This is a genomic window from Streptomyces sp. NPDC093984, from assembly GCF_044764595.1.
In the GTDB taxonomy this organism is placed as follows: domain Bacteria; phylum Actinomycetota; class Actinomycetes; order Streptomycetales; family Streptomycetaceae; genus Streptomyces; species Streptomyces cynarae.
Window position 1 is genome coordinate 127204 of the sequence record NZ_JBIWIM010000003.1, and the last position, 25007, is coordinate 152210.

The following is a 25007-nucleotide window of genomic DNA, read 5'->3' on the forward strand; positions in this document are numbered from 1 at the left end:
GCGTTTACGTCGGCCGCCGAATGGGATACGTTCGCCGCCGGGCCTGAGAAGGGAAGACGGCCGAGGAGGGGACCCGATGGCAACCATGGCCGATGTCGCACGGAGTGCGGGCGTGTCCGTCGCGACCGTCTCGCACGTCCTGAACGGCACCCGCCCGGTACTGCCCCGCACCCGCCAGGCGGTGCTGGACGCCATCGACGAGCTGGGCTACACACCGAACACCCTCGCCCGTTCCCTGGTGACCTCGCGCACCCGGTCGATCGGGCTCGCCGTGTCGGCGATCAGCAACCCGTACTTCACGGAGATCCTCCAAGGCGTGGAGGCCGCCGCCCTGGAACGGGGCTACAGCCTGCTCATCGCCGATCCGCACGACGACCCGGAGCACGAGCGCAAGGTGGTCCAGCTGCTGCACGAGCGCCGCGTCGACGGCCTGATCGTCGCGCCCTCGGCGGACCCGCGCGGGCTCCTCGCCCTTCTGGGACGGCACGGCGTACCGACCGTGTTCCTGGACCGGCTGGTCGACGGCATCCCCGTCCCCACGGTCACGCACCGGCAGAACGCGACCACCCGAAACGGCGCCCCCGAGGACACGGCTGCCGAGCCCGCTGCCAAAGCCGGGGACGCCGGGGCCGGCGACGCCGGGGCCGGGGACGCCGCTGGGGCCGGAGACGCCGCCGAGCCGGGCGAGTCCTCGGCCGCGGCCTTCCGCTTCGACCAGGTCTGTGCCGAGAACGCCGAGCCCATGGCCCACCTCGTCACCCACCTCGTCCGGCTCGGCCACCGGCGCATCGGCCTTGTCGCGGGCCTGCCCGGCCTCAGCACCACCTCCGAGCGGATCAGCGGTTACCGGCACGCCCTTGCGGCCGCCGGGCTGCCGTACGACGAGCGGCTGGTGGTCCACGGTGACTCCGCGGCCGAGGGCGCGGAGCGCGCCACCGCCGCCCTGCTGACGCTCGCGGCGCCACCCACCGCCCTGGTCACCGCCAACAACGCGATGACCATCGGTGCGCTGCGCACCCTGCGCACACGGGGCCTGTCCGTACCGGACGACCTGGCGCTCGCCTGCTTCGACGACTTCCCCTGGGCGGATCTGTTCTCCCCCCGGCTGACCGCGGTCTCCCAGCCCAGCCGGGAGATCGGCGCCCGGGCCGTACGGCTCCTCCTGGACCGGCTCGAGGCCCCGGACCGTCCCTCCCGCACCGTGCGGCTCCCCTGCGCCTTCGTCCACCGCACGTCGTGCGGCTGTCCCGACACCCCGTCCCAGAAGGGAACCCTCTCGTGATCGTCGTCGCCGGTGAGGCCCTGATCGACCTGGTCCCGCAGGGCCGGGGCGCACTCGCACCGTTGCAGCCGGCGCTGGGCGGCGGCCCGTACAACACCGCCGTCGCGCTCGGCCGGCTGGGCTCCCCCACCGCCTTCTGCTCCCGTACCTCCTACGACGCCTTCGGCGAGGCCCTGCTCGACGGGCTGCGCCAGGCGGGCGTGGACGTGTCGGCCGTACAACGCGGCACCGAGCCGACCACGCTGGCGGCCGCCACGATCGACGAGCACGGCTCGGCCAGCTACTCCTTCTACGTGGAGGGCACCGCCGACCGGCTCTTCACGGCACCGGCGCGCCTTCCCGAGGGCACGCGGGCCGTGTCGTTCGGTACCTGCTCGCTGGTCCTGGAACCGGGGGCGAGCGCGTACGAGGAGTTGATGCGCAACGCCGCGGCGCAGGGTGTGTTCACAGCCCTCGACCCGAACATCCGCGCAGGCCTGATCCCGGACCCCGACGCCTATCGGGCCCGTTTCAAGAGCTGGCTGCCGTCGGTTTCGCTGCTCAAGCTCTCCGCGGAGGACGCCGCGTGGCTGGGCGGCAGCCCACGGGAATGGCTCGCCTCCGGCCCCGCCGCTGTGGTGATCACCCATGGCGGCGACGGGATCACCGCGTACACCGGGGACGGGGCGGAGTACACCGTGCCGGGGGTGCGGGTCGACGTCGTGGACACGATCGGCGCCGGCGACACCGTCAACGCGGCCCTTCTGCACGGCCTGGCCGCCCGCGATGCCCTCTCCCCCGCCGCCATGGCGAGCCTGGGCGCCGACGGCTGGACGGAACTGCTGGGCTTCGCGGCCCGCGCCGCGGCGATCACCTGCTCCCGGGCCGGCGCGGAACCGCCCTACGCGTCCGAACTCGCGGGCGCTTAGCTCTTGGAGTCGAGTCGGCCGTACCTGCGGTTCGTGAAGCCGCATGGGCAGGGCAACCGGCTGTGCGACGTGCGGCGCCCCGCGGGGCGCCGCACGTTCGGTGTCTGTCAGGCCTTGCGTGCCCGCGTGGTCCTCTTCGCGGGTGCCGCCTTCTTCGTGGTGGTGGCGGCCTTCTTGGTCGCCGTGTTGTTGGCGGTCGTCACGGCCTTGGCCGTCGCCGTCTTCTTCGCCGTCGAGCCCGCGGCGACCGCGTTCTTGGCCGCGCTCCTGCGCGGTGCCTTCACCGAGGCGGCGTCGCTGATGCGCTCGGCGCCGAGGATCTCGCGCAGGAACTTGCCGGTGTGGCTGGCCGGGATGCCGGCGACCTCCTCCGGCGTGCCCTCGGCCACGACCAGGCCGCCGCCCGCGCCGCCCTCGGGACCCATGTCGACGACCCAGTCGGCGGTCTTGATGACGTCGAGGTTGTGCTCGATGACGATGACCGTGTTGCCCTTGTCGACCAGGCCGCCGAGCACCTTGAGCAGCTTGCTGATGTCCTCGAAGTGCAGGCCGGTGGTCGGCTCGTCCAGAACGTAGACGGTGCGTCCGGTGGACCGCTTCTGCAGCTCGCTGGCCAGTTTCACGCGCTGGGCCTCACCGCCGGACAGGGTCGTCGCGGACTGGCCGAGTCGGACGTAGCCGAGACCGACGTCGTTCAGCGTCCTGAGGTGACGGGAGATCGCCGGGACCGCCTCGAAGAAGTTCATGGCCTCCTCGATCGGCATGTTCAGGACGTCGGCGATGGACTTGCCCTTGTAGTGGACCTCCAGGGTCTCCCGGTTGTAGCGGGCGCCGTGGCAGACCTCGCACGGGACGTAGACGTCCGGGAGGAAGTTCATCTCGATCTTGATGGTGCCGTCGCCCGCGCAGTTCTCGCAGCGGCCGCCCTTGACGTTGAAGGAGAAGCGACCGGGCTGGTAGCCGCGGACCTTCGCCTCGGTGGTCTCGGCGAACAGCTTGCGGATGTGGTCGAAGACACCGGTGTACGTCGCCGGGTTCGAGCGCGGAGTGCGGCCGATGGGCGACTGGTCGACGTGCACGACCTTGTCGACGAGGTCGTCGCCGTCCACGCGCGTGTGCCGCCCGGGGACGTTCCGCGCGCCGTTCAGCTCACGGGCCAGGTGCGTGTACAGGATGTCGTTGACCAGCGTGGACTTGCCGGAGCCTGACACACCCGTGACCGCCGTGAACACGCCCAGCGGGAAGGACACGTCGATGTCCTGGAGGTTGTTCTCCCGGGCGCCGTGCACCGTCAGCTGCCGCGAGGGGTCGCGGGGACGCCGGATGTCCGGCAGCGGGATCGCCTTCTTGCCCGACAGGTACTGGCCGGTCTGCGACTCGTCGTTGGCGAGCAGCTCCTTCAGGGAGCCGCTGTGCACGACCTTGCCGCCGTGCTCGCCCGCGCCGGGGCCGATGTCGACGACCCAGTCGGCGGTCTTGATGGTGTCCTCGTCGTGCTCCACGACGATGAGCGTGTTGCCCATGTCGCGCAGCCTGACCAGGGTCTCGATCAGCCGGTGGTTGTCGCGCTGGTGCAGGCCGATGGACGGCTCGTCGAGCACGTACAGCACGCCGACGAGGCCGGAGCCGATCTGGGTGGCCAGACGGATGCGCTGGGCCTCGCCGCCGGAGAGGGTGCCGGCCGCGCGGTTCAGCGAGAGGTAGTCCAGGCCGACGTCGACCAGGAACCGCAGTCGCTCGTTGACCTCCTTCAGGACCCGCTCGGCGATCTTCTTGTCCCGGGCGTCGAGCTTCAGCTCGCGCAGGAAGTCCGCGCAGTCGCTGATCGACATCGCGGAGACCTCGGCGATCGACTTGTCCATGATCGTGACCGCGAGGACGACCGGCTTCAGGCGGGTGCCCTGACAGCTGGGGCAGGGCACCTCACGCATGTACCCCTCGAACCGCTCACGGCTCGCGTCGCTCTCGGCCTCGCTGTGCCGGCGCCGCACGAAGGGCACCGCGCCCTCGAAGGGCGTGGTGTACACGCGTTCGCGCCCGTACCGGTTGCGGTAGCGCACCTCGATCTGCGTCTTGTGGCCGTAGAGCAGGGCCTTCTTGGCGCGCTGCGGCAGGCCCGCGAAGGGGATGTCCGTCCGGAATCCCAGCGCGTCCGCGAGGGCGCCGATGAGGCGGCCGAAGTAGTCCTTGGTGTGCCCGTGCGACCAGGGGTGGATGGCGCCCTCGTCGAGGGTCTTCTCCTCGTCGGGGACGATCAGCTCGGGGTCGACCTCCATGCGCGTGCCGATGCCGGTGCACTCGGGGCAGGCGCCGAAGGGCGAGTTGAAGGAGAAGGAGCGGGGTTCCAGCTCCTCGAAGGACAGGTCGTCGTACGGGCAGTAGAGGTGCTCCGAGTACATGCGCTCGCGCTCGGGGTCGTCCTCGGGGAGGTCGACGAAGTCGAGCACGACCATGCCGCCGGACAGGCCGAGCGCGGTCTCCACGGAGTCGGTGAGGCGGCGCTTGGCGGAGTCCTTGACGGTGAGGCGGTCGACGACCACCTCGATGGTGTGCTTCTCCTGCTTCTTCAGCGTGGGCGGCTGGGACAGCTGGATCGTCTCGCCGTCCACCCGGGCGCGGCTGTAGCCCTTGGTCTGGAGATCGGCGAAGAGGTCGACGAACTCACCCTTGCGCTCGCGCACCAGCGGCGAGAGCACCTGGAAGCGGCTCCCCTCCGGCAGCTCCAGGACTCTGTCGACGATGGCCTGAGGGGACTGGCGCGAGATCGGGCGACCGCACTCGGGGCAGTGCGGCTTGCCGATGCGCGCGAACAGCAGACGCAGGTAGTCGTAGACCTCGGTGATCGTGCCGACCGTCGAGCGGGGGTTGCGCGAAGTCGACTTCTGGTCGATCGAGACGGCCGGCGACAGGCCCTCGATGAAGTCGACGTCCGGCTTGTCCATCTGCCCGAGGAACTGCCGGGCGTACGAGGACAGCGACTCCACGTAACGGCGCTGCCCCTCGGCGAAGATCGTGTCGAAGGCCAGCGAGGACTTGCCCGACCCCGACAGGCCCGTGAAGACGATGAGCGCGTCACGTGGCAGGTCGAGCGAGACATTCTTCAGGTTGTGCTCGCGCGCTCCACGGACGATGAGACGGTCGGCCACGCCGGTCCGCACCTTTCTTGAGAGAAGCGACAGGGGCGAGGCCCCCGCTTTCCCAGACTAGGGGGAGCCACTGACAACGCCGGTCGGATTCCAGGGTTCACAACAATCCCCGGCCATCCAGCATGCCCGACGCCGGACTCGACCATATAGCACGTGCATTCGATTTGCGGGTCGGGGCCACCTCCTTCACCCGAAGGAGTGGCGGGGCTAGGGTCGGCGTCATGATGGATCACGCGCGCGACCTGGCATCTGTACGCGATGCGACCGAGCGACTGCTGACCGCAGCCACCAAACTGGACAACGCCGCTGTGGCCGAACCGTCACGGCTGCCCGGCTGGAGCCGCGGCCATGTCCTCGCCCACCTCGCCCGCAACGCGGACGCCCTTGTGAACGTGCTGCAGGGGCGTCCCATGTACGCGTCGGCCGAATCCCGGGACGCCGACATCGAACGGGACGCTCCACGGCCCCTGGACGTCCAGCTCGCCGACCTGCGCGAGAGCGAGGCCCGCTTCCAGGAGGCGGGAGCCGCCCCCGCGGACTGGTCGCGCACGGTCGAGCTGCGCAACGGGGTCACCGACAAGGCGGCCCGGGTGCCGTTCAGGCGCTGGGTCGAGGTGGAACTGCACCATGTCGATCTCGGGATCGGGTACGAACTGGAGGACCTGCCGGCGGAGTTCGTCGAGCGGGAGATCGGCTTCCTCGCGGAGCGTTTCACCGGACACCCCGATGTGCCGCCGACGCACGTCACCGACGGCACGCGCGCGTGGAGCACGGGCCGCGAGGCGGCCGAGCCCGAGGTCACCGTCCGGGGCCCCGCACCCGACCTGCTCGGCTGGCTCTCCGGCCGCCGCGACGGAGCCTCCCTCACAGCCGAGGGAGGACCACTGCCGACGCTTCCGCCGCTGTAGGTCTCGGACGGCCACCGCGGCCCTTGGCCGCTATAGGCTGCGGATATGACGTACAGCGGACAGGTGACGGTCGGCGGCCCGGCGGATGTGCACGAGCTGAAGGACCTGATGATCACCAAGATCGCGGTCGGCCCGATGGACAACAACGCCTATCTGCTGCGCTGCCGCGCCACCGACGAGCAGTTGCTGATCGACGCGGCCAACGACGCCAGGACGCTCCTCGGCATGATCGGTGACGACGGCATCGCGTCCGTCGTCACCACCCACCGGCACGCCGACCACTGGCAGGCGCTCGCCGAGGTCGTGGCGACCACGGGTGCGCGCACCTACGCGGGCCGGGACGACGCCGAGGGGATTCCCGTGCCGACCGACGTCCTGGTCGACGACGGCGACACGATCCGGGTGGGGCGCGTGGAACTCACCGCGCGCCACCTGGTGGGCCACACACCCGGCTCGATCGTCCTCGTCTACGACGACCCGCACGGCCACCCGCACGTGTTCACCGGGGACTGCCTCTTCCCGGGCGGTGTGGGCAACACGCACAGGGACCCGAAGGCCTTCGCCAGCTTGATCCACGATGTCGAGACGAAGATCTTCGACGTGCTGCCGGACGAGACCTGGGTATACCCCGGGCACGGCAACGACACCACGCTGGGCGACGAGCGCCCGCACCTGCCGGAGTGGCACGCCCGCGGATGGTGAACGGCCCAGCTGTTGTGCGCCCGGCGTGACAGCCGGGCGCACGCGCCCCGTGTGAACCGTTCGCACGCGCTGGTCTCGTGCGCGCGCTCCCGGCACGCCCAATGGTGCAGTCCACTGGAAGCAGCCCCGCACAGGATGACGGCTCCTGCGCGGTGACGGGCCGCCGGTCTCCCGATCCCCGCCCTCGACCGGCGGCCCCGGCCCGCGTTCCGCCCCAGCGTTCACAGGAATGCAACACTCGTTCCCACCATGCGGACAGTTGCTGACCTGACCTCGACAAACAGGGCGTCGCGCTGCCAATCTCCGGCCATGCATCTCGCCCAACGCGCCCTGCGCCGCGCCGCGTCCGGCGCCACCGTTGCCCTGCTCGTCGCCCTTGCCGTGGGCTGCGCCCCGCAGCCGGAGGAGAACGCTTCACCAAAGGCGTCAGGGACGGGCGCCCAGACGTGCGCGAAGGGCAAGTTGGCCACGAAGGCGTCCGGGAAGCTGACGATCGCGACCGACGAGCCCGCCTACGAGCCCTGGTTCAAGGACGACAAGCCGGCCAACGGCAAGGGCTTCGAGTCGGCCGTCGCCTACGCCGTGGCGCAGCAGCTCGGCTACAGCCAGAGCACCGTCGTGTGGCAGACCGTCCCCTTCAACAAGGCCTTCGCCCCTGGGGAGAAGACCTTCGACTTCGACATCAACCAGGTGTCGATCAGTGCCGAGCGCAAGAAGGCCGTGGACTTCTCCTCCGGCTACTACGACGTACGCCAGGCCGTCATCGCCCTGAAGGGTTCCAAGGCCGCGAAGGCGAGGAGCATCGCGGACCTGCAGGACGTCAAGCTGGGTGCGCAGGTCGGCACCACGAGCCTCGACTACATCACCAACGTGGTGAAGCCGAAGCGGCAGCCGGCCGCGTACGCCAAGAACGACCAGGCGAAGTCGGCCCTGAAGAACGGTCAGGTGGACGCCATCGTCACGGACCTGCCCACCGCGTTCTACATCACCGCGGCCGAGGTGACCGACGCGAAGATCGTCGGCCAGTTCGAGAACCAGGGCGGGACGCCCGAGCAGTTCGGGCTCGTCCTCGACAAGGGCAGCGCGCTCACCTCCTGCGTGACCTCCGCCGTGGACGCCCTGCGCAAGGACGGCACCCTGGCGAAGCTGGAGAAGCAGTGGCTGTCCGACGCCGTCGACGCTCCGGTGCTCAAGTGACCGCCGTCGAGGAGGAGTCGAGCGAGGACTCCGGCGAAGCCGGTATGCCGCGCACGGGGGTGGTGCCCGGCGGGGACGACACGTACGTCCCCTCGCGGCGGCGGATCGAGCGCGAGCGCCACAAGCGCGCACGCGCCCGGCGCGCCACCGCGATCGCGGCACTGTCGACGCTCGTCACCGCGGCCGTCGTCTACCTGATCGTCGTCAACGCGCCCGGCTGGCCGCGCACCAAGGAGACGTTCTTCGACGCGCACTACGCGCGCGAGGCGCTCCCGAAGGTGCTCGACGGGCTCTGGCTCAACGTACGTCTGCTGCTGGTGTGCGGTGTCGCGGTCCTCGTCCTCGGCATGCTGATCGCCGTCGCCCGTACCCTGCGCGGCCCGGTGTTCTTCCCGCTGCGCTTCCTGGCCGCCGCATACACCGACTTCTTCCGCGGACTGCCCCTGATCATCAACCTGATGATCGTGGTCCTGGGCGTGCCCGCACTACGGCTGCAGGGCGTGACCGTCGATCCGGTGCTGCTCGGCGGGACGGCGCTCACGCTCACGTACTCGGCGTACGTGGCCGAGGTGTTCCGAGCCGGCATCGAGTCCGTCCACCCCTCGCAGCGCGCCGCGGCCCGCTCCCTCGGCCTGACGAATCGCCAGGCGCTGCGCCATGTGGTGCTCCCCCAGGCAGTACGCCGCCAGGTGCCGCCCCTGCTCAACGATCTGGTGTCACTGCAGAAGGACACCGGGCTGGTCTCGATCGGCGGCGCGGTGGACGCCGTCCGGGCCTCCGACATCATCGTGGGCCGGAGCCTCAACTACACGCCGTACATCGTCGCGGGGCTTGTCTTCGTGGCGCTGACCATCCCGATGACCCGCTTCACCGACTGGGTGACCGCCCGGATGGACCGGCGGCGGGCGCAGGGAGGGAACCTGTGAGCGACATCCTCGAGAAGTCCGATGCCGGATCCGGTGCGCCGGGCGGCACCCCCGTGCTGCGCATGGAGTCCGTCCGCAAGACCTTCGGCGACTCGGTCGTTCTGCGGAACGTCGATCTGGAGGTCGCCCCGCACACGGTGACGGCCCTGATCGGCGCTTCCGGCTCGGGCAAGTCGACGCTGCTGCGCTGCGCGAACCTCCTGGAGGAGATCGACGACGGCGCCATCTGGCTGGACGGCGAGGAGATCACCGACCCGCGTGTCGACCAGGACGCCGTACGGCGCCGGATCGGCGTCGTCTTCCAGGCGTACAACCTCTTTCCGCACATGACCGTCCTGGAGAACATCACGCTCGCCCCGCGCCGGGTGCACGGCGTCGCCCGGGCGGCGGCCGAGGAGCACGCCCGCGAGCTGCTGGAGCGGCTCGGACTCGCTGCCAAGGCGACCGAGTTCCCGGACCGGCTCAGCGGCGGCCAGCAGCAGCGCGTCGCGATCGTGCGGGCGCTGGCCGTACGCCCCCGGCTGCTGCTCCTGGACGAGATCACCGCGGCCCTCGACCCGGAACTCGTGGGCGAGGTCCTCAGCGTCGTCCGGGACCTCAAGGACGACGGCATGACCATGGTGCTCGCCACTCACGAGATGGGCTTCGCCCGCGAGGTCGCGGACCAGGTCTGCTTCCTGGAGGGCGGCGTGGTCCTGGAGCGCGGCACGGCCGAGCAGGTCTTCGGCGATCCGCAGCAGGAGCGCACGCGGCGCTTCCTGCACCGGATCGTGGAGGCGGGGCGGCTCTGAGGCAGGGGCTACTCCCCCGAGGTCACGCCTCCGTCCGCCCCGTCCCCGCGAGCGTCGCGACACGCTCCACCGCGAACGCGTAGCCCTGCACCCCGCACCCGGCGATGACCCCGTCGGCCCTCAGGGACACGTAGGAGTGGTGCCGGAACTGCTCACGCTGGTGGATGTTGGAGATGTGGACCTCCACCACCGGCAGCCCGTCACAGGTGTTGAGGGCATCGAGGATCGCGACGGAGGTGTGCGAGTAGGCGGCCGGGTTGATCACGATGCCGGCGTGGTTCAGGCGCGCCTCGTGGATCCACTCCACCAGCTCGCCCTCGTGGTTGGACTGCCGGAAGTCCACCGTGCCGCCGTAGGCGGCCGCCGCCTTCACGCACAGCGCCTCGACGTCCGCGAGCGTGTCGGAGCCGTAGATCTCCGGCTGGCGCTGCCCGAGGAGGTTCAGGTTGGGGCCGTTGAGGATCATGATCGGGGCGTCGGCGAGGGTGCGGGGCACTTTTCCTCCGGTCCGTTTCAGGTCTCCCGGTCCTTGGTCGGACCGCTGATCAGCCCCCGGTCTATCACGAGGCGTCGAGCGCGTGATCCGGCCCGGTGCGGGCTGGGCCGGGCGCCGTGCGCGCGCAGGGCCCGCCTGGCGCATCAGGGCACCCGTCGACCGCGCCGTTCGCTCGGGCGCACGCCCGCCCCATCGGTCACGGCGCCGAGCCCCCGTGCGCCCCCGTAGCAATTGGTTACGGTGGGTAGTTGACTCGGCATGCACGATGCACGCTCAGTAAAGGCTCCCTCCATGCTCCGGCTCGCGGCCGCCTCGCTCGCCGGAACAGCCGTCGAGTTCTACGACTTCTTCGTCTACGGGACCGCGGCCGCCCTGGTCCTCGGCCCGCTGTTCTTCCCGACGTTCTCCCCGGTGGCGGGCACACTGGCGGCGTTCGGGACCTTCGGGGTCGGCTTCGTGGCGCGGCCGCTGGGCTCGGTGCTGTTCGGGCACATCGGGGACCGGCGCGGGAGACGGCCGGTTCTCATCGCCTCCCTGGTGCTGACCGGCACGGCGACGGTGGCGGTCGGCTGTCTTCCGACGTACGAGGTGATCGGTACGGCCGCTCCCGTGCTCCTTCTGGTCCTGCGCTTTCTGCAGGGTCTGGGGCTCGGCGGGGAGTGGGGCGGGGCGGTGCTGCTCACCGTGGAGCACGCGCCCGCCGGGCGGCGCGTGCTGTGGTCCAGCTTTCCGCAGATCGGCCCGTCCCTGGGTTTCCTGCTGGCCAATGGCGTGATGCTGGGGCTGTCGGCGACGTTGTCGGACGCGCAGTTCGCCTCCTGGGGATGGCGGATTCCCTTCTGGGCGGCGGGGGTGCTCGCGACGGCAGGTCTGTGGCTGCGCGGCGCGCTCGCCGAGAGCCCCCTCTTCCTGGACCTCGACGACCACGCGCGCGTGCCGCTCGTCGAGGTCGTGCGCCGCCACTGGCGGCTCGTCCTGCTGACGGCCGGCGCACTCGCGATCGGGTACGCGGTCTTCTACACCACGACGACCTGGTCCCTGGCGTTCGCCACGGAGCGGCTCGGTGTGAGCCGCACGGTCATGCTGGCCTGTGTCATGGCCACCGTCGTGGTGCAGGGGATCCTGACCCCGCTGTTCGCCCTCGTGGGCGATCGCTACGGGCGGCGTCCACTGTGTCTGACGGGCTGTGCCTGCACCGCGCTGTGGATGTTCCCCATGGTGGCGTTGCTCGCCACGGGTGAGCCCCTGCTGATGTTCCTGGGGTTCCTGGGGGCGGGGCTCGCCCTCATCACGATGTTCGCGGTGATCGCCGCGTATCTGCCGGAGCTGTTCGAGCCCCGGGTGCGCTGCACGGGTGCGGCCGTCGGTTACAACCTGGGCGGCGTGCTCGGCGGCGCCCTCACCCCGATCGTGGCCACCACGCTGGCCGAGCGCGGGGGCCGGGTGCCCTGGGGTGTCGGCGCCTATCTGACGGCCGTGGCCCTGCTCAGCCTCGGGTGCTTCGCACTGCTGCCGGAGACCCGCCCGGTGCAGGTGCCGGTGTCGGAGCCGGCTCCCGGATGAGGCGCTGGGGCAGACGATGGTCGCCTGTCGCGCCCCGGCTACGGATTGACCGCCAGTTCCAGGTACGCCGCGAACACCACCAGATGAACACCACCCTGAAGCGGCGTGGCCCGCCCGGGCACCACCGTCAGGGAGCTCACGACCACGGTCAGCGCCAGCAGCACCATGTGCACCGGGCCGAGACCGAGGACGAGCGGTCCGGGGAGCCACACGCTCGCCAGGGCGACCGCGGGGATGGTCAGGCCGATGCTGGCCAGCGCGGAGCCGAGACCCAGGTTGAGGCTGGTCTGCACCCGGTCGCGGCGCGCCGACCGCAGCGCGGCGATGGTCTCGGGCAGCAGCACGAGCAGCGCGATGACGACCCCGACCACGGCCTGCGGCATCCCGGCCGCCGCCACCCCGGATTCGATGGTGGGCGACACGCCCTTGGCGAGCCCGACGACCCCGACGAGGGCGAGGCCGAGCAGGCCCAGGCTGAGGGCCGCGGTACGCGCGGACGGCGCTTCCGCGTGGTCGTCCGCGTGGATCACCTCGCCCTGCCGGGTGATGGGGAGGAAGTAGTCGCGGTGACGCACGGTCTGGGTCGCCACGAACAGGCCGTACAACACCAGTGAGGAGAGCGCGGCGAAGGTGAGCTGGGCCGGGGAGAACTCCGGACCGGGCTTGCTGGTGGTGAACGTCGGCAGGACCAGGCTGAGGGTGGCGAGCGTCGCGACGGTGGCCAGGGCAGCGCCGGTGCCCTCGGGGTTGAAGACCGCGATTCCGTGGCGCAGAGAGGCGACGAGCAGGCACAGTCCGACGACGCCGTTGCAGGTGATCATCACGGCCGCGAAGACGGTGTCCCGGGCCAGGCTCGCGCTCTTGGCTCCGCCGTCCGCCATCAGGGCGACGATGAGCCCGACCTCGATGATCGTGACGGCGACCGCGAGAACGAGCGAGCCGAACGGCTCACCGACCCGGTGCGCGACCACTTCGGCATGGTGGACCGCGGCCAGCACGGACCCGGCGAGCACGAACGTGATCAACGCGACGACCGCGCCGGGCACGCCGCCGCCCCAGGTGAGGGCCAGCAGGACCACGGCGGCCACTGGCACGACGGCGGCCCACCGCGCCGCGAGTGACCGAAGCCCCACGATCATGCGGCGATCGTCGCAGACACGCCCGGAGCCCGCATTCCGGCTCCTGCCCACCGGATGACCCCGATGGCCACCTTGTGGTCTGTATGCACGTCACCGAGTCGGTCATGGCACTCCTGGGCGCGCCCCGCGCCGGGAATGCTCCGCACTCGCACGGTCGTCCGGAGGGGTGCCCGGCAAGGTGCTGGGCACCCCTGTCAGCCGTATCGGCCGTGACGCGTCAGGCCTCGACGCTGTCCTTGGCAGTGCTCTGTGTGGCCTTGTCCGTCGCGTCAGCCGCCGCCTCCTGTTTCCTGGAGGCGATCAGGCTGGTGATCGTCGTGACGATCAGGACGGCACAGATCACGCCGAGGGAGACCGGGATGGAGATCTCGGGGACATGGACCCCGGACTCGTGGAGCGCGTGCAGCACCAGCTTGACACCGATGAAGCCCAGGATGATCGACAGGCCGTAGGACAGGTGGACCAGCTTCTTGAGCAGACCGCCGATGAGGAAGTACAGCTGCCTCAGACCCATCAGCGCGAACGCGTTGGCCGTGAAGACGATGTACGGGTCCTGCGTCAGGCCGAAGATCGCCGGGATGGAGTCGAGGGCGAACAGTACGTCGGTGGTGCCGATCGCGAGCATCACGACCAGCATCGGCGTCATGACCCGCTTGCCGTTCTGCCGTATCCACAGCTTGGTGCCGTGGTAACGGTCGGCCACGCCGAAGCGGCGCTCGGCGGCCTTCAGCAGCTTGTTCTCCTCGTACTCCTCGTCCTTCTCATCGGCCCTCGCCTCCTGAATCAGCTTCCAGGCGGTCCAGATCAGGAACGCGCCGAACAGGTAGAAGATCCATGAGAAGGACGCGATGATCGCGGCGCCCGCGGCGATGAATGCCGCCCGCAGGACCAGGGCTATGAGCACCCCGACGAGGAGCACGCGCTGCTGGTACTGCGACGGCACCGCGAACTTCGCCATGATCAGGACGAAGACGAAGAGGTTGTCGACGCTCAGCGACTTCTCGGTGATGAAGCCGGCGAAGAACTCCCCGGCGGGCTGGCCGCCGCCGAAGACGAGCAGGCCCACCCCGAACAGGCCGGCGAGGGCGATCCAGACGACCGTCCAGATCCCGGCTTCCTTGATCGATACGTCGTGCGGCTTGCGGCCGATGAAGAAGTCGACCGCGATCAGGGCGGCAAGGCCCACAATTGTCAGGACCCACAGGGTCATCGAGACATCCACTGCGCCTCCGGTAGTACGTACGTCACGGCAAATGTCGGCGTCGTCGCCACCGGAGGTCTCTTCCACCCACCGTCGCGGGCGCATGATGCGCCCGGTGCCGTGGGCCGACGCCCCGGGATCTGGCCTGATCCGTACTGACGGGTGCGCCGCAGCAGATAGGGAGTACTCCCCTCCGTGCCATCAACAGTACCGGAATTACCAAGGAAAGGTAAAGCAATTGGCAAAAGAAAGGTCAAAGTACCTGGTCAAGGGCCGTCCGTAGCCCAGCGGGCAGAGGGGGACGCCTCAGCGGTTCCAGGAGCGACGGGCCTCGGCGACCTCGGTGAGCACTCGGTCGAGCACCTGGCTGCCCTTCGGAAGCCGCGGCGGCTCATAGGTCCAGGCGTGGCCGACCCAGGGGTCCGCGAGATGGTCGTCGGGCACCGCGGTGAGCCGCAGCAGTGAACGCCAGAGCGGGTCGAGCAGCGGCCCGTAGGCGGCGGCGTCCTCCCGGTCGGCGACCATCATCAGATGGACACCGACCTCCGGGCCTTCGTCCGCGAGGTAGCGCAGCTGGTTCACGGCCCGGTCGTCGAAGCCGTGCGGGAAGTCGTTGACGACCAGCAGCTGCTGGGCCGTGTCGAGGCCGGGCGGCAGGGAGTCGGACGCGCCGCCCCGCGCCGCCATCTGCACCAGATCGACGCGCCGGGTGAGCCGGGTCAGCACGTCGGCCACCCCCGAGGCGCCGACGGCAGGCGCAGTGGCGAGCACCCCGGAGTTCACGAGGGGCGCGAGCGCGGAAGCGCCGGAGCCCGCCGGATCGATGACGTGCACCGCGAACGCGCCGGGCGGGTACACGGCAAGCAGCCGGGACGCGTGTGTGACCGCCACATCCATCGCGAGGCGGCGCAGCTCGTCCGGGTCCACGAGCGGGTCGGGGGATCCGGAACGGCCGCTGTCGATCCACAGACCGCGCTGCAGGGGCAGCCTGACCAGCATGGGAATGCGGAGGCTCTCGCTCTCCGGCAACTGCAGGTCGCCGAGGCGCACGGCCATGGGGAGCTCCCTCGGTACCCGGTAACCCTGCCAGACCGGGCTGTCCCAGCGTGCGAACGCCTCAGGCAGCGCCGGTTCGACGACGTCGGCCTCGGCGATGAGCTGCGTGAGGTCCCGGTCGAGCGCGGCTCTCGCCTGGTTGACGAGGTGGGCGTGCTTGGCCTCGGCCGCGTCGCGTGCGGCGTCGCCCTGCCCGCCGAGGCGGGCGCGCGGATCGGCCAGGGCCTTGTCCAGCTCGTGCTCCAGGCGCGAGTCGGCGAAGTCGACGGCGCTGCGGTACGCGGCCACCGTACGCGCCAGGTCCTCGAACATGCCCCACACCTGGTTGTACAGGCGCTCCTCCAGGGACCAGCCGGTCGCGTCGCCCGCGACCGGCTGCGCGACCTGACCGGCCGGCGCGGAGGGCGGGGGTGGCGGCGTGGCCTGGCGACCGGGGTGGTGGTAGTCGACCGGCCCGCCGAGAGCGGGCTGTGCGACAGGGAGCGGGGCGTCGGTGGCGTCGTACGGGGATCCCTGCTGCGGTACGCGGGGAGGCCCCTGGTGCTGTGCCGGCGCCACGGTGCCGGCCGGTCCCTGGGGAGGCGCGGGGGCGGTCGCCTGCCGTGTGCGGTCGCCCTTGGGCGGGCGCGGCGGAGGCGGGGCCACCGAGCGGGCCAGGCCCTGGACCACCGCTTCGTTGATGCCGTCCGCGAGCTGCCGGGCTTCGGGCAGGCCCTGGTCCGTGAAGAGCGCGGCGAGCCCGCCCGCGTACCCCTGGCCGACCGCACGCACCTTCCAGCCACCCTGCCTGCGGTAGAGCTCCAGTGCGATGACTGCGGACTCGGAGTCCAGGCCGGTGATGCTGTAGGTGGCGACCTGCGAGCCGTCGAGGCCGGTGACCGCCACGGAGGGAGCGGCGACGGTGCCGAACCGCACCGGGCCGCCGATGCCGGTCGGCAGGGCCAGCAGCACCGTGACGCGATGCACGCGCTCTGGGAGGGCGTCCAGGTCGAAGGCGAGGCGGTGGTCGGCTGCCGCCTGCCTGGAAACCTCCAGACCCGGCAGGATGGGTTTGCCCGGATGGGCCACCCACTCTGTGCCGGGCACCCTGCCCTGCTCGTCGCTGAGCGCGGCCCCGGCCACGATCGGCGTGCCGGCCGACACCCGGACCTCAAGTCGGACCTGGGGAAGCGGATGGTTCTGCCCCCGGACCAGCTCGGCCGTCATCGCCTCGTCCCCCCGCGTCGCTTCTTGTGCCGGGCGTCCGGCCGGCCTACAGATGCGGCAGGATCGCCGGCATCAGGTCCTGGAAGGTGCGGCCGTTGGCCGCGGTGCCGAGAGCCGTCATCGTCCAGCCCCCGCCCGCACGGTGCACCTTCGCCATGATCTGCGCGGTGTAGGCGCCGCCGCCCGCCAGCGTGTAGCGGGCCAGTTCCTGGCCGTTGGTCTCGTCGACGAGGCGGCAGAACGCGTTCTGCACCTCCTGGAACGTCTGGCCCGTGAACGAGTTCACGGTGAAGACGATCTGGTCGATGTGGACCGGGACGCGCTGGAGGTCGACGAGGATCGCCTCGTCGTCTCCGCCCTGGCCCACACCGCCGACGAGGTTGTCACCGGTGTGCCGGACGGAACCGTCGTCGCTCACGAGGTGGCGGAAGAAGACCACGTCCACGGGCTGCTTGTCCGCGAACAGGACCGCTGACGCGTCCAGGTCGATCTCCCGGGTGCGCGAACCGAACAGCCCGCGTCGGGGAGCGGCCTGCCAGCCGAGTCCCATGCGCACCGCGGTCAGCGTGCCTCCGTCGTTCTTCTGAAGACTGATGGCCTGACCCTTGGTCAAGTTGACGGTCACGCGCTGTTCCCCTCTCGAGCGTCCCCTGTTGGCCGCGGACTCCGCGGATGTCAAAACCCTACGCAGCGGCACTGACAGTGCCGAACCCCGGCTCGCTCTTTGTGTCGGTCTTGCAACACACCGCGCGCGTGCCGGGGTCCGGCACGGTGGTGGGGACGTCAGGCCAGCCCCGCCTCCCTCATCTGACGCAGTTCCTTCTTCATCTCGGAGACTTCGTCACGCAGCCGGGCCGCGATCTCGAACTGCAGGTCCGCGGCGGCGGCGCGCATCCGCTCGGTCAGCTCCTCGATCTGCTGGGCGAGTTCGGCGGCCGGGCGGTCGGTCGGGACCGTCTCCTTGGCCTTCGCCTTGCCCTTGGCCGGCTTGGCCCCCTTGACGGCGTGGTTGGCGAGTGCGGGCACCGGGCTCTTGGTGCCCTTGCCGTCCTTCGCCTTGCGGTAGCCCGTGCCCAGCAGCTGTTCCGTGTCGACGTCCTCGCGGGCGATCTGCGCCACGATGTCGTTGATCTTCTTGCGGAGCGGCTGCGGATCGATGCCGTTCGCCGTGTTGTACGCGACCTGCTTCTCCCGGCGGCGGTTGGTCTCGTCGATGGCCTTCTCCATCGCCGGGGTGATCTTGTCGGCGTACATGTGGACCTGGCCGGAGACGTTGCGCGCCGCGCGGCCGATGGTCTGGATGAGCGAGGTGCCCGAGCGCAGGAAGCCCTCCTTGTCGGCGTCGAGGATCGCCACCAGGGAGACCTCCGGGAGGTCGAGTCCCTCCCTGAGGAGGTTGATGCCGACCAGGACGTCGAACTCGCCCGACCGCAGCTCCCGCAGCAACTCCACACGGCGCAGGGTGTCGACGTCGCTGTGCAGGTAGCGCACCTGGATGCCGAGCTCCAGGAAGTAGTCGGTGAGGTCCTCGGCCATCTTCTTGGTGAGCGTGGTGACCAGGACGCGCTCGTCCTTCTCGGTGCGCTTGCGGATCTCGTGCACCAGGTCGTCGATCTGGCCCTCGGTGGGCTTGACCACCACCTCGGGGTCGACGAGGCCGGTGGGGCGGATGATCTGCTCGACGACGCCGTCCGAGCGGGACAGCTCGTACGTTCCCGGGGTCGCCGACAGGTACACGGTCTGGCCGATGCGCTCCTGGAACTCCTCCCACTTCAGCGGTCGGTTGTCGAGTGCGGAGGGCAGCCGGAAGCCGTGCTCGACGAGAGTGCGCTTGCGGGAGGCGTCGCCCTCGTACATGGCACCGATCTGCGGCACGGTGACGTGCGACTCGTCGATGACGAGCAGGAAGTCCTCCGGGAAGTAGTCCAGCAGCGTGTTCGGCGCGGAGCCGGGCTCGCGGGCGTCGAAGTGCATCGAGTAGTTCTCCACGCCGGAGCAGGTGCCGATCTGGCGGAGCATCTCGATGTCGTACGTCGTGCGCATCCGCAGCCGCTGGGCCTCGAGGAGCTTGCCCTGCTTGTCCAGCTCGGCGAGGCGCTCCTCCAACTCCTTCTCGATGCCTCTGATGGCCCGCTCCATGCGCTCGGGACCGGCGATGTAGTGGGAGGCAGGGAAGACGTACAGCTGCTCGTCGTCGCTGATGACCTCGCCGGTCAGCGGGTGGAGGGTGGACAGGGCCTCGATCTCGTCGCCGAACATCTCGATCCGGACGGCCAGCTCCTCGTAGACCGGGAAGATCTCGATGGTGTCGCCGCGCACCCGGAAGGTGCCGCGCGTGAACGCCATGTCGTTGCGCGCGTACTGGATGTCGACGAAGCGGCGCAGCAGCTCGTCGCGGTCGATCTCGTCGCCGACTCTGAGACTGACCATCCGGTCCACGTACTCCTGAGGAGTACCGAGGCCGTAGATGCAGGAGACGGAGGCGACCACGACCACGTCGCGACGGGTGAGCAGCGAGTTGGTGGCGGAGTGGCGCAGGCGCTCCACCTCCTCGTTGATCGAGGAGTCTTTCTCGATGTACGTGTCCGACTGAGGGACGTATGCCTCGGGCTGGTAGTAGTCGTAGTACGAGACGAAGTACTCGACCGCGTTGTTCGGCAACAGCTCGCGGAACTCGTTGGCCAGCTGCGCGGCCAGCGTCTTGTTCGGCGCCATCACCAGGGTGGGACGCTGAAGCCTCTCGATCATCCACGCGGTGGTCGCGGACTTGCCGGTGCCGGTCGCGCCCAGCAGGACGACATCCTTCTCACCTGCGCGGATGCGCTTTTCCAGCTCGGCGATGGCCGTGGGCTGGTCACCGCTGGGCTGGTAGGGGCTGACGACCTCGAAGGGCGCCACCGTGCGTTCGATCTGTGAAACGGGCCGCATGGAATCCACCGTACGACCCCGCACTGACAACGGGGGCCGGTCACCAGTCCTGAGAGGTGCGGGAGCCCCGGTGTCCGGCGCGCGGGGCGGAGCGGGACAGCGGACGGCGTCCCATGCCCGTGGGGGCCAGCTCGGGGTGAGCCGGTACGCCGGGCTTGCGCTCGACGATCCGTCCGGGCTTGCCCATGACCATCATCGGGTCGAAGAGCACGACGACGCCGGCCAGGACCAGGAAGACGATCGGGCCGATCATCATCGGGGCGAGCAGGGTCGCGGGCGAGTCGCCGCCCGGGCTTCCGGCGGCGCCGTGCAGGTGGACGCTGACGGCGGCCATGCCGGTGTAGTGCATGCCGCTGACGGCGAGTCCCATGACGAGGCTCGCGCCGATGCTCCAGAGGAATCCGCGGATCTGTCCGGCGGCCCACAGAGCGGCGGTCGCGGCGACGACCGCTATGACGACGGAGGCGGCGACGGTGAGGGTGTTGTACTCGAGCACGCCGTGCAGGCGCATCCCGGCCATGCCCAGATAGTGCATCGAGGCGATGCCCAGACCGGTGATGGTGCCGCCGGTGAAGAGCGCCACTCCGGTCGCGCCCCGGTAGCCCACGATGAAGACGCCGATCCCCACCATGACGATGGCGACGCCGAGGCTCGCGAAGGTGATCGCCTTGTCGTAGTGGATGGGGGTCTGCTTGACGGTGAACCCCATCATGGCGACGAAGTGCATGGTCCAGATGCCGGACCCGATGGCGGCCGATCCCAGGGCGAGCCAGCCGGGCCGCCAGGACTGGGCGACCAGCATCGATCTGGTGGTGCAGCGCAGACCGAGCGCGCCGCCGAGGCTGGCCATGAGGTACGCAACCACCGGTGTGACGAGTCCGTAGCTGAAGCCGTCGACGGTGCCCTGCATGCGCGGCTGCCCTTCCCACCCTGATGTTCTCTGATTTCCGGAAAGTACCCCCATCCCCAGGCCGTGACGACGGTCAGGGCTGAGGCAGAGAGTATGACCCTCACCGGGGCGGTCGAACGATTTTCCGGCAAAGAATCACGGCGCTTCCGCACTTGTGCGGCGCCTGTGACCAGTGTCGGGCAATCCCGGTCCACTTGCGTCCTTGCTGTGCCGAGCCACGGCCCCGTGCTGCCATTCTTGTGCTTTCCGTGACCGACAAGCCACCAGGAGTGAGCATGCACGCGCGCGTTGCCGCCGCCACGATCATGGCCCTCTTCGGGCTCGGCGTCGCCATACTGCCCACCCCGCACGCCCGCGCCACGGGCGGTCAGCGCCCGGTCGTCATCGCCCACCGCGGCGCTTCGGCGTACGCGCCGGAGAACACGCTGGCCGCCGTCGACAAGGCGGCCGCCATGGGCTTCAGCTGGATCGAGAACGACGTGCAGCGCACCAGGGACGGCCGGCTCGTCGTCATCCACGACGCCACGCTGGAGCGCACGACCGACGTCAAGCAGCTGTTCCCCGGCCGGTCGCCCTGGCGGGTGAAGGACTTCACCGCCGAGGAGATCGCACGCCTGGACGCGGGAAGCTGGTTCGGCCCCCCGTACGCAGGCGCGCGCGTGCCGACGCTGTGGCAGTACATGGCACGCGTGTCCCAGCGCCACCAGAACCTGCTCCTGGAGATCAAGAATCCCGAGCTGTATCCGGGGCTCGAGCGGCAGATCCTCAAGCTGCTCGCCAACGAGGGCTGGCTCGACGCGGACCACCTCAGGAACCGGCTGATCGTGCAGAGTTTCAGCGCGGACAGCGTGCGGATGGTCCACGACCTGCGCCCAGGGATCACAACCGCTTACCTGGGCACGCCGCCCACGACGGAGCTGCCGCTGTACGCGCGGTTCGCCGACCAGATCAACTCGACGCAGACCAAGCTTTCCGCCCGCTACGTCTCCGCGGTCCACGCCCTCAAGGGACCGCACGACCGGCCGATGAAGGTGTTCGCCTGGAACGTCGACACCGCGGAGGCGGCCCGGCGGGTGTCCGGCTTCGGCGTGGACGGCATCATCACGAACGCACCCGACGTGGTTCAGGCCGTGATCGGCGCTCACTGAACCGGTGGCGCGCTGCGCCCGCGGGGCGCACCGCGCCGCCCTGTCCGCGCCTGGGGTCGTTGTCAGTGCCGCGCCGTACGGTGGGCGCATGGACAGGCATGGGCAGGACGAGCAACAGCTGGTGTGGACCGTCGTCCCCACCGACATCGGCCCTCTGCTGCTGGCCGCCACACGCGAGGGCCTGGTGAACGTGGTGTTCCACGCCTCGGACACCGTGCGCGACAAGGCCCTGGAGCGGCTCGCGTCCCGGCTCGGGACCGAGCCCGTGGAGGACCCCCGTTCGCCGCTGCTGGCAGAGGCGATACGCCAGGTGACGGCCTACTTCGCGGGCAGGCTGCACGCCTTCGCGCTGCCCCTGGACTGGTCCCTGATCACCGGCTTCAACCGCCAGGTACTGCGCGAGCTGGCTTCCGGCGTGCCGTACGGCACGGTGGTGGGGTACGGCGACCTGGCAGGCCGGGTCGGTCAGCCGGGCGCCGCCCAGGCCGTGGGTGTGGCGATGGGATCGAATCCGCTGCCGGTGGTGGTGCCGTGCCACCGCGTGGTCGAGAGCGGCGGCGGCATCGGTGGGTTCGGAGGGGGTCTGGAGACCAAGCGGAAGCTGCTGGCGCTCGAAGGGGTCCTGCCGGAACCGCTGTTCTGATCGGGTCCGCGACCGTCATGCGCTCAGGTGGTGTCGCCTTCCGGACCTCGTAGGGGTTTGGCCGGGTGTGCCGCCCGCCAGAGATGAGAGAAGACCCGGAGACAGGAGGCAGGCGCGTGCTGGTGGTGTCCGAAGAGGTACGGGAGGCGCTCGCCGCCCGTCGGCCAGTGGTGGCTCTGGAGTCGACGATCATCGCGCACGGGCTGCCGCGCCCGCGCAATCTCCAGGTCGCGCTCGAGTTGGAGGACGTGGTCCGGCAGGAGGGCGCCGTCCCGGCGACGATCGCGGTGCTGGACGGGCGGCCCCATGTCGGCCTCGGCAAGGACCAGGTGGAGCGGGTCGCGAACGAGGACGGGATCCGCAAACTGGGCCATCGCGATCTGCCCCTCGCGGTGGCGGCGGGCGTCAGCGGGGCGACGACGGTGTCCGCGACGGCGCTGCTGGCCTCCCTCGCGGGCGTACGGGTGTTCGCCACGGGTGGGCTGGGCGGCGTCCACCGGGAGTGGACGGTGACGCAGGACGAGTCCGCCGACCTGGGCCTGCTGGCGCGGACCAGGATCACCGTGGTCTGCGCGGGCGTGAAGTCGATCCTGGACGTGCCTGCCACGCTTCAGCGCCTGGAGACGCTGGGTGTGGCGGTCGCCGGGTATCGCACGGACCGCTTCCCGGGCTTCTACCTGTCCGACTCCGGCCATCCGGTCGACTGGACGCTGGAGACGCCCGGGCAGGTGGCGGAGGTCATGCGGGCGCAGGACGCGCTCGGCACCCCCGAGTCGGCGCTCATCGTCGCCAATCCGGTACCGGAGGCGGAGCAGCTCGATCCGGAGCTTCACGCGCGCGTGCTCGCCGACGCGCTGACCGCGTGCCACGAGGAAGAGGTCACCGGTCAGGCGGTCACGCCGTTCCTGCTGGACTATCTGGTGCGGCACACCGACGGCGCGTCGCTCAGCGCCAATCTGGCGGCGGTGCGCGGGAACGTGCGGCTCGCGGCGCGCATCGCGTCGGCCTGGGCGGGGAGGTGAGCGGGGCTCTGCTGGTCGTCGGGGACGTCGTCACGGACGTCGTCGCACGGCACCTCGGCCCTCTCGCGTCGGGTACGGACACGGCCGCCGTCATCCGCACGCTGCCCGGTGGCGCGGGCGCGAACGTGGCGTGCTGGGCGGCTCGGTGGGGCTGTCCGGACGTGCGGCTGCTCGGACGCGTCGGGGCCGATTCCGCCGCCTGGCACGAGCGGGAGCTGACGGAATCGGGCGTACGGCCACACCTGGTCGTCGACCCCGAGGCCCTTACGGGAACGGTGATCTGTCTGGTGGACACGGGCGCCTCGGCGGAGCGGACGTTTCTCACGGACAGCGGGGCGTCGCTGCGGCTGGCCCCCGGTGACTGGTCGGACGAGCTGCTGGACGGTGTCGTACGACTGCACCTGTCGGGCTACCTGCTGTTCTCCGAACCCAGCCGGGCGCTGGCGACGGTGGTCCTGGAAGCGGCACGCGCGCGTGGAGTGCCGGTCAGCCTGGATCCGGCGTCGGCGGGGTTCCTCACCGAGCTGGGCGTGGACCGGTTCCTGGCGTTCGCCGAGGCCGTCGATGTACTGCTGCCCAGCCGGGACGAGGCGTGTCTGCTGACCGGACTGCCCGACCCGGCGGACGCGGCGGCCAAGCTGAGTCGCCATGTGCCCCTGGTGGTCACCAAGCAGGGTGCGCAGGGAGCACTGGTGGCCGCGTCGGGGGCAATCGCCGCGCGGATCCCGGCGGCCCCGGCCACGCCCCGGGACACGACGGGCGCGGGGGACGCGTTCACCGGGGCGTTCCTGGCGGCGCTGCTCGCGGGGGCCGAGCCGCAGGAGGCGGCGACGGAAGGGTGCGAGGCGGGGGCGAGGGCGGTGGAGACAGTGGGAGGGAGACCCCCGAGGAGCGCGCGGTAGCCCCGGCAGGCTCCACCGTACCCGGCGAGGCCCTTCCCCCTTCGCCTCCCGGCCCTTACTCCTTGCGGCCCCACGCCGAGATCATCGGAGCGGTCGCCAGGTCCATCGTGCCGGAGCCGACGTTGGCCAGGTGACGGTCGATGTCCTCGTCCGTGGCAAGGCCCGCGGAGACGAGCTGGTCGCGGATCTGCCGGATCGTCGCGGATTCGAGCGCCGCACAGTGCGGAGAGGTGAGAGGGAAGTAGGCGTCGGCCTCGACCCGGCTGAGACCCGCCTCCCGCAGCAGACGCGGGAGTCTGCGGCCGTAGGAGAGGTCGGCGCCGCGTTCGGCGAGCAGCGTACGGAAGCCCTCGCGCAGGCGGTTGGCGAGCCGCTGCTCGGGGCCGTACTCGTCCGGGCAGCTCAGGGGCTGCAGCGCCGGGTCCGCGTCCTCGATCAGAAGGCGTCCGCCGGGGCGCAGCGCCTTGATCATGGAATGCAAGGCTCTGTCCCTGTCCGGGACATGTACGAGGACGAGCCGGGCGTGCACGAGGTCGAAGTCCTCGCCGGGGGGTTCTTCCGTGCCCACGTCGTGAGTGCGAACCTCGATCGGAGGCTGCGCGGCCTGGGCCGCCCACGAGGTGTCGATGTCGGTCGCGACGACCTGCCCGGTCGGTCCGACCTTCTTGGCGAGCCAGGAGATCACGGAGGTGCCGCCGGCGCCGACCTCCCAGCACCGCCAGCCGAGTCCGATGCCGAACCCCTCGATGCGGCGGAAGGTCGTGGGGTCGAAAAGGGCGGACAACGCCTCGAACCGCCGGCCGGCCTCGGTCTGCCGGTTGTCCAGAAGGTATCCGTCGTTGTGCGTCATGCGGAGATCATCGCAGTCGGCGTGCCGGTCCACGCGAGGCGACGCTCCGCAGCGCCTCCCAGGCCCGAGCGCCTCCCTGGCCC

At 70.5% G+C, this 25007-nt stretch carries 21 protein-coding genes; 12 read left to right on the plus strand and 9 right to left on the minus strand.

Annotated elements, in window-relative coordinates; translation table 11 throughout:
• Positions 1–76 precede the first annotated feature (76 nt).
• A complete protein-coding gene (locus tag ACIRC0_RS12770) occupies positions 77–1282 on the plus strand; it encodes a LacI family DNA-binding transcriptional regulator (RefSeq protein ID WP_403615027.1) in 1206 nt (401 codons plus the stop codon).
• On the plus strand, positions 1279–2190 hold the full coding sequence (locus ACIRC0_RS12775; RefSeq protein ID WP_403615030.1) for a carbohydrate kinase: 912 nt from the start codon (positions 1279–1281) through the stop codon (positions 2188–2190). Before ACIRC0_RS12770 ends, ACIRC0_RS12775 begins: the two co-directional genes overlap by 4 nt.
• Before the next feature lie 107 nt (positions 2191–2297).
• On the opposite strand, the gene uvrA is transcribed toward ACIRC0_RS12775, so the two are convergent.
• Complete coding sequence (gene uvrA, locus ACIRC0_RS12780) at positions 2298–5336, minus strand: excinuclease ABC subunit UvrA (protein WP_403615033.1); 3039 nt, start codon at positions 5334–5336, stop codon at positions 2298–2300.
• Positions 5337–5557: 221 nt separating this feature from the next.
• Here uvrA and ACIRC0_RS12785 point away from each other — a divergent pair, with 221 nt between their 5' ends.
• The 5 genes from ACIRC0_RS12785 to ACIRC0_RS12805 all read left to right on the plus strand — a co-directional run bounded on the left by ACIRC0_RS12785 (position 5558) and on the right by ACIRC0_RS12805 (position 9860).
• On the plus strand, positions 5558–6244 hold the full coding sequence (locus ACIRC0_RS12785; protein ID WP_403615035.1) for a maleylpyruvate isomerase family mycothiol-dependent enzyme: 687 nt from the start codon (positions 5558–5560) through the stop codon (positions 6242–6244).
• A gap of 45 nt (positions 6245–6289) precedes the next feature.
• Complete coding sequence (locus tag ACIRC0_RS12790) at positions 6290–6946, plus strand: MBL fold metallo-hydrolase (RefSeq protein ID WP_403615038.1); 657 nt, start codon at positions 6290–6292, stop codon at positions 6944–6946.
• A 309-nt stretch (positions 6947–7255) separates the two neighbouring features.
• Positions 7256–8143 carry an ABC transporter substrate-binding protein gene (locus ACIRC0_RS12795; RefSeq protein ID WP_403615041.1) on the plus strand — a complete coding sequence of 296 codons (888 nt, stop codon included), beginning with the start codon at positions 7256–7258 and terminating at the stop codon, positions 8141–8143.
• Positions 8144–8187: 44 nt separating this feature from the next.
• Complete coding sequence (locus ACIRC0_RS12800; protein WP_403616469.1) at positions 8188–9069, plus strand: amino acid ABC transporter permease; 882 nt, start codon at positions 8188–8190, stop codon at positions 9067–9069.
• 62 nt (positions 9070–9131) lie between these two features.
• Positions 9132–9860, plus strand: a complete 729-nt coding sequence (locus ACIRC0_RS12805) for an amino acid ABC transporter ATP-binding protein (protein WP_403616472.1) — start codon at positions 9132–9134, stop codon at positions 9858–9860.
• Between the two features lie 22 nt (positions 9861–9882).
• Here the strand turns inward: ACIRC0_RS12805 and aroQ are convergent, their stop codons facing one another.
• Positions 9883–10356, minus strand: coding sequence for a type II 3-dehydroquinate dehydratase (aroQ, locus tag ACIRC0_RS12810; protein ID WP_403615044.1), 474 nt, complete (start codon positions 10354–10356; stop codon positions 9883–9885).
• A 291-nt stretch (positions 10357–10647) separates the two neighbouring features.
• On the opposite strand from aroQ, the gene ACIRC0_RS12815 reads away from it, so the two are divergent.
• Positions 10648–11919, plus strand: a complete 1272-nt coding sequence (locus ACIRC0_RS12815; RefSeq protein WP_403615047.1) for an MFS transporter — start codon at positions 10648–10650, stop codon at positions 11917–11919.
• A 38-nt stretch (positions 11920–11957) separates the two neighbouring features.
• On the opposite strand, the gene ACIRC0_RS12820 is transcribed toward ACIRC0_RS12815, so the two are convergent.
• The 6 genes from ACIRC0_RS12820 to ACIRC0_RS12845 form a co-directional block, all read right to left on the minus strand.
• Positions 11958–13058: a calcium:proton antiporter gene (locus ACIRC0_RS12820; protein ID WP_403615049.1), complete on the minus strand. Its 1101-nt coding sequence runs from the start codon at positions 13056–13058 to the stop codon at positions 11958–11960.
• A gap of 217 nt (positions 13059–13275) precedes the next feature.
• Positions 13276–14268 (minus strand): TerC family protein, encoded by a 993-nt coding sequence (locus ACIRC0_RS12825; RefSeq protein ID WP_403615052.1) that lies wholly within the window; start codon positions 14266–14268, stop codon positions 13276–13278.
• A gap of 297 nt (positions 14269–14565) precedes the next feature.
• Positions 14566–16521 carry a TerD family protein gene (locus ACIRC0_RS12830; RefSeq protein ID WP_403615055.1) on the minus strand — a complete coding sequence of 652 codons (1956 nt, stop codon included), beginning with the start codon at positions 16519–16521 and terminating at the stop codon, positions 14566–14568.
• A gap of 46 nt (positions 16522–16567) precedes the next feature.
• Positions 16568–17146 (minus strand): TerD family protein, encoded by a 579-nt coding sequence (locus tag ACIRC0_RS12835; protein ID WP_403615058.1) that lies wholly within the window; start codon positions 17144–17146, stop codon positions 16568–16570.
• A gap of 158 nt (positions 17147–17304) precedes the next feature.
• The gene (gene uvrB, locus ACIRC0_RS12840; protein WP_403615061.1) at positions 17305–19449 is read right to left on the minus strand and encodes an excinuclease ABC subunit UvrB; all 2145 of its coding nucleotides are present in this window, start codon (positions 19447–19449) and stop codon (positions 17305–17307) included.
• 40 nt (positions 19450–19489) lie between these two features.
• On the minus strand, positions 19490–20359 hold the full coding sequence (locus ACIRC0_RS12845; RefSeq protein ID WP_403615063.1) for an MHYT domain-containing protein: 870 nt from the start codon (positions 20357–20359) through the stop codon (positions 19490–19492).
• Positions 20360–20634: 275 nt separating this feature from the next.
• Here ACIRC0_RS12845 and ACIRC0_RS12850 point away from each other — a divergent pair, with 275 nt between their 5' ends.
• The 4 genes from ACIRC0_RS12850 (at position 20635) to ACIRC0_RS12865 (ending at position 24074) form a co-directional block, all read left to right on the plus strand.
• The gene (locus ACIRC0_RS12850; protein WP_403615066.1) at positions 20635–21507 is read left to right on the plus strand and encodes a glycerophosphodiester phosphodiesterase; all 873 of its coding nucleotides are present in this window, start codon (positions 20635–20637) and stop codon (positions 21505–21507) included.
• Between the two features lie 88 nt (positions 21508–21595).
• Entirely contained in the window at positions 21596–22150 is a 555-nt protein-coding gene (locus ACIRC0_RS12855; RefSeq protein ID WP_403615068.1) for a methylated-DNA--[protein]-cysteine S-methyltransferase, read from the plus strand.
• Between the two features lie 116 nt (positions 22151–22266).
• Complete coding sequence (locus tag ACIRC0_RS12860) at positions 22267–23172, plus strand: pseudouridine-5'-phosphate glycosidase (RefSeq protein WP_403615070.1); 906 nt, start codon at positions 22267–22269, stop codon at positions 23170–23172.
• Complete coding sequence (locus ACIRC0_RS12865; RefSeq protein WP_403615073.1) at positions 23169–24074, plus strand: carbohydrate kinase family protein; 906 nt, start codon at positions 23169–23171, stop codon at positions 24072–24074. The genes ACIRC0_RS12860 and ACIRC0_RS12865 overlap by 4 nt, the downstream gene beginning before the upstream one ends.
• 55 nt (positions 24075–24129) lie before the next feature.
• Here ACIRC0_RS12865 and ACIRC0_RS12870 read toward each other — a convergent pair whose 3' ends face one another.
• Positions 24130–24924: a methyltransferase domain-containing protein gene (locus tag ACIRC0_RS12870; RefSeq protein ID WP_403615076.1), complete on the minus strand. Its 795-nt coding sequence runs from the start codon at positions 24922–24924 to the stop codon at positions 24130–24132.
• Positions 24925–25007: the final 83 nt, after the last annotated feature.

Bases quoted from the DNA above. Each gene is read 5' to 3' on its own strand.
- ACIRC0_RS12770 (WP_403615027.1), top strand. From the start codon at position 77: ATGGCAACCATGGCCGATGTCGCACGGAGTGCGGGCGTGTCCGTCGCG.
- ACIRC0_RS12785 (WP_403615035.1), top strand. From the start codon at position 5,558: ATGATGGATCACGCGCGCGACCTGGCATCTGTACGCGATGCGACCGAG.
- ACIRC0_RS12790 (WP_403615038.1), top strand. From the start codon at position 6,290: ATGACGTACAGCGGACAGGTGACGGTCGGCGGCCCGGCGGATGTGCAC.
- ACIRC0_RS12795 (WP_403615041.1), top strand. From the start codon at position 7,256: ATGCATCTCGCCCAACGCGCCCTGCGCCGCGCCGCGTCCGGCGCCACC.
- ACIRC0_RS12800 (WP_403616469.1), top strand. From the start codon at position 8,188: ATGCCGCGCACGGGGGTGGTGCCCGGCGGGGACGACACGTACGTCCCC.
- ACIRC0_RS12805 (WP_403616472.1), top strand. From the start codon at position 9,132: ATGGAGTCCGTCCGCAAGACCTTCGGCGACTCGGTCGTTCTGCGGAAC.
- ACIRC0_RS12815 (WP_403615047.1), top strand. From the start codon at position 10,648: ATGCTCCGGCTCGCGGCCGCCTCGCTCGCCGGAACAGCCGTCGAGTTC.
- ACIRC0_RS12820 (WP_403615049.1), bottom strand. From the start codon at position 13,058: ATGATCGTGGGGCTTCGGTCACTCGCGGCGCGGTGGGCCGCCGTCGTG.
- ACIRC0_RS12825 (WP_403615052.1), bottom strand. From the start codon at position 14,268: ATGACCCTGTGGGTCCTGACAATTGTGGGCCTTGCCGCCCTGATCGCG.
- ACIRC0_RS12830 (WP_403615055.1), bottom strand. From the start codon at position 16,521: ATGACGGCCGAGCTGGTCCGGGGGCAGAACCATCCGCTTCCCCAGGTC.
- uvrB (WP_403615061.1), bottom strand. From the start codon at position 19,449: ATGCGGCCCGTTTCACAGATCGAACGCACGGTGGCGCCCTTCGAGGTC.
- ACIRC0_RS12845 (WP_403615063.1), bottom strand. From the start codon at position 20,359: ATGCAGGGCACCGTCGACGGCTTCAGCTACGGACTCGTCACACCGGTG.
- ACIRC0_RS12850 (WP_403615066.1), top strand. From the start codon at position 20,635: ATGCACGCGCGCGTTGCCGCCGCCACGATCATGGCCCTCTTCGGGCTC.
- ACIRC0_RS12855 (WP_403615068.1), top strand. From the start codon at position 21,596: ATGGACAGGCATGGGCAGGACGAGCAACAGCTGGTGTGGACCGTCGTC.
- ACIRC0_RS12870 (WP_403615076.1), bottom strand. From the start codon at position 24,924: ATGACGCACAACGACGGATACCTTCTGGACAACCGGCAGACCGAGGCC.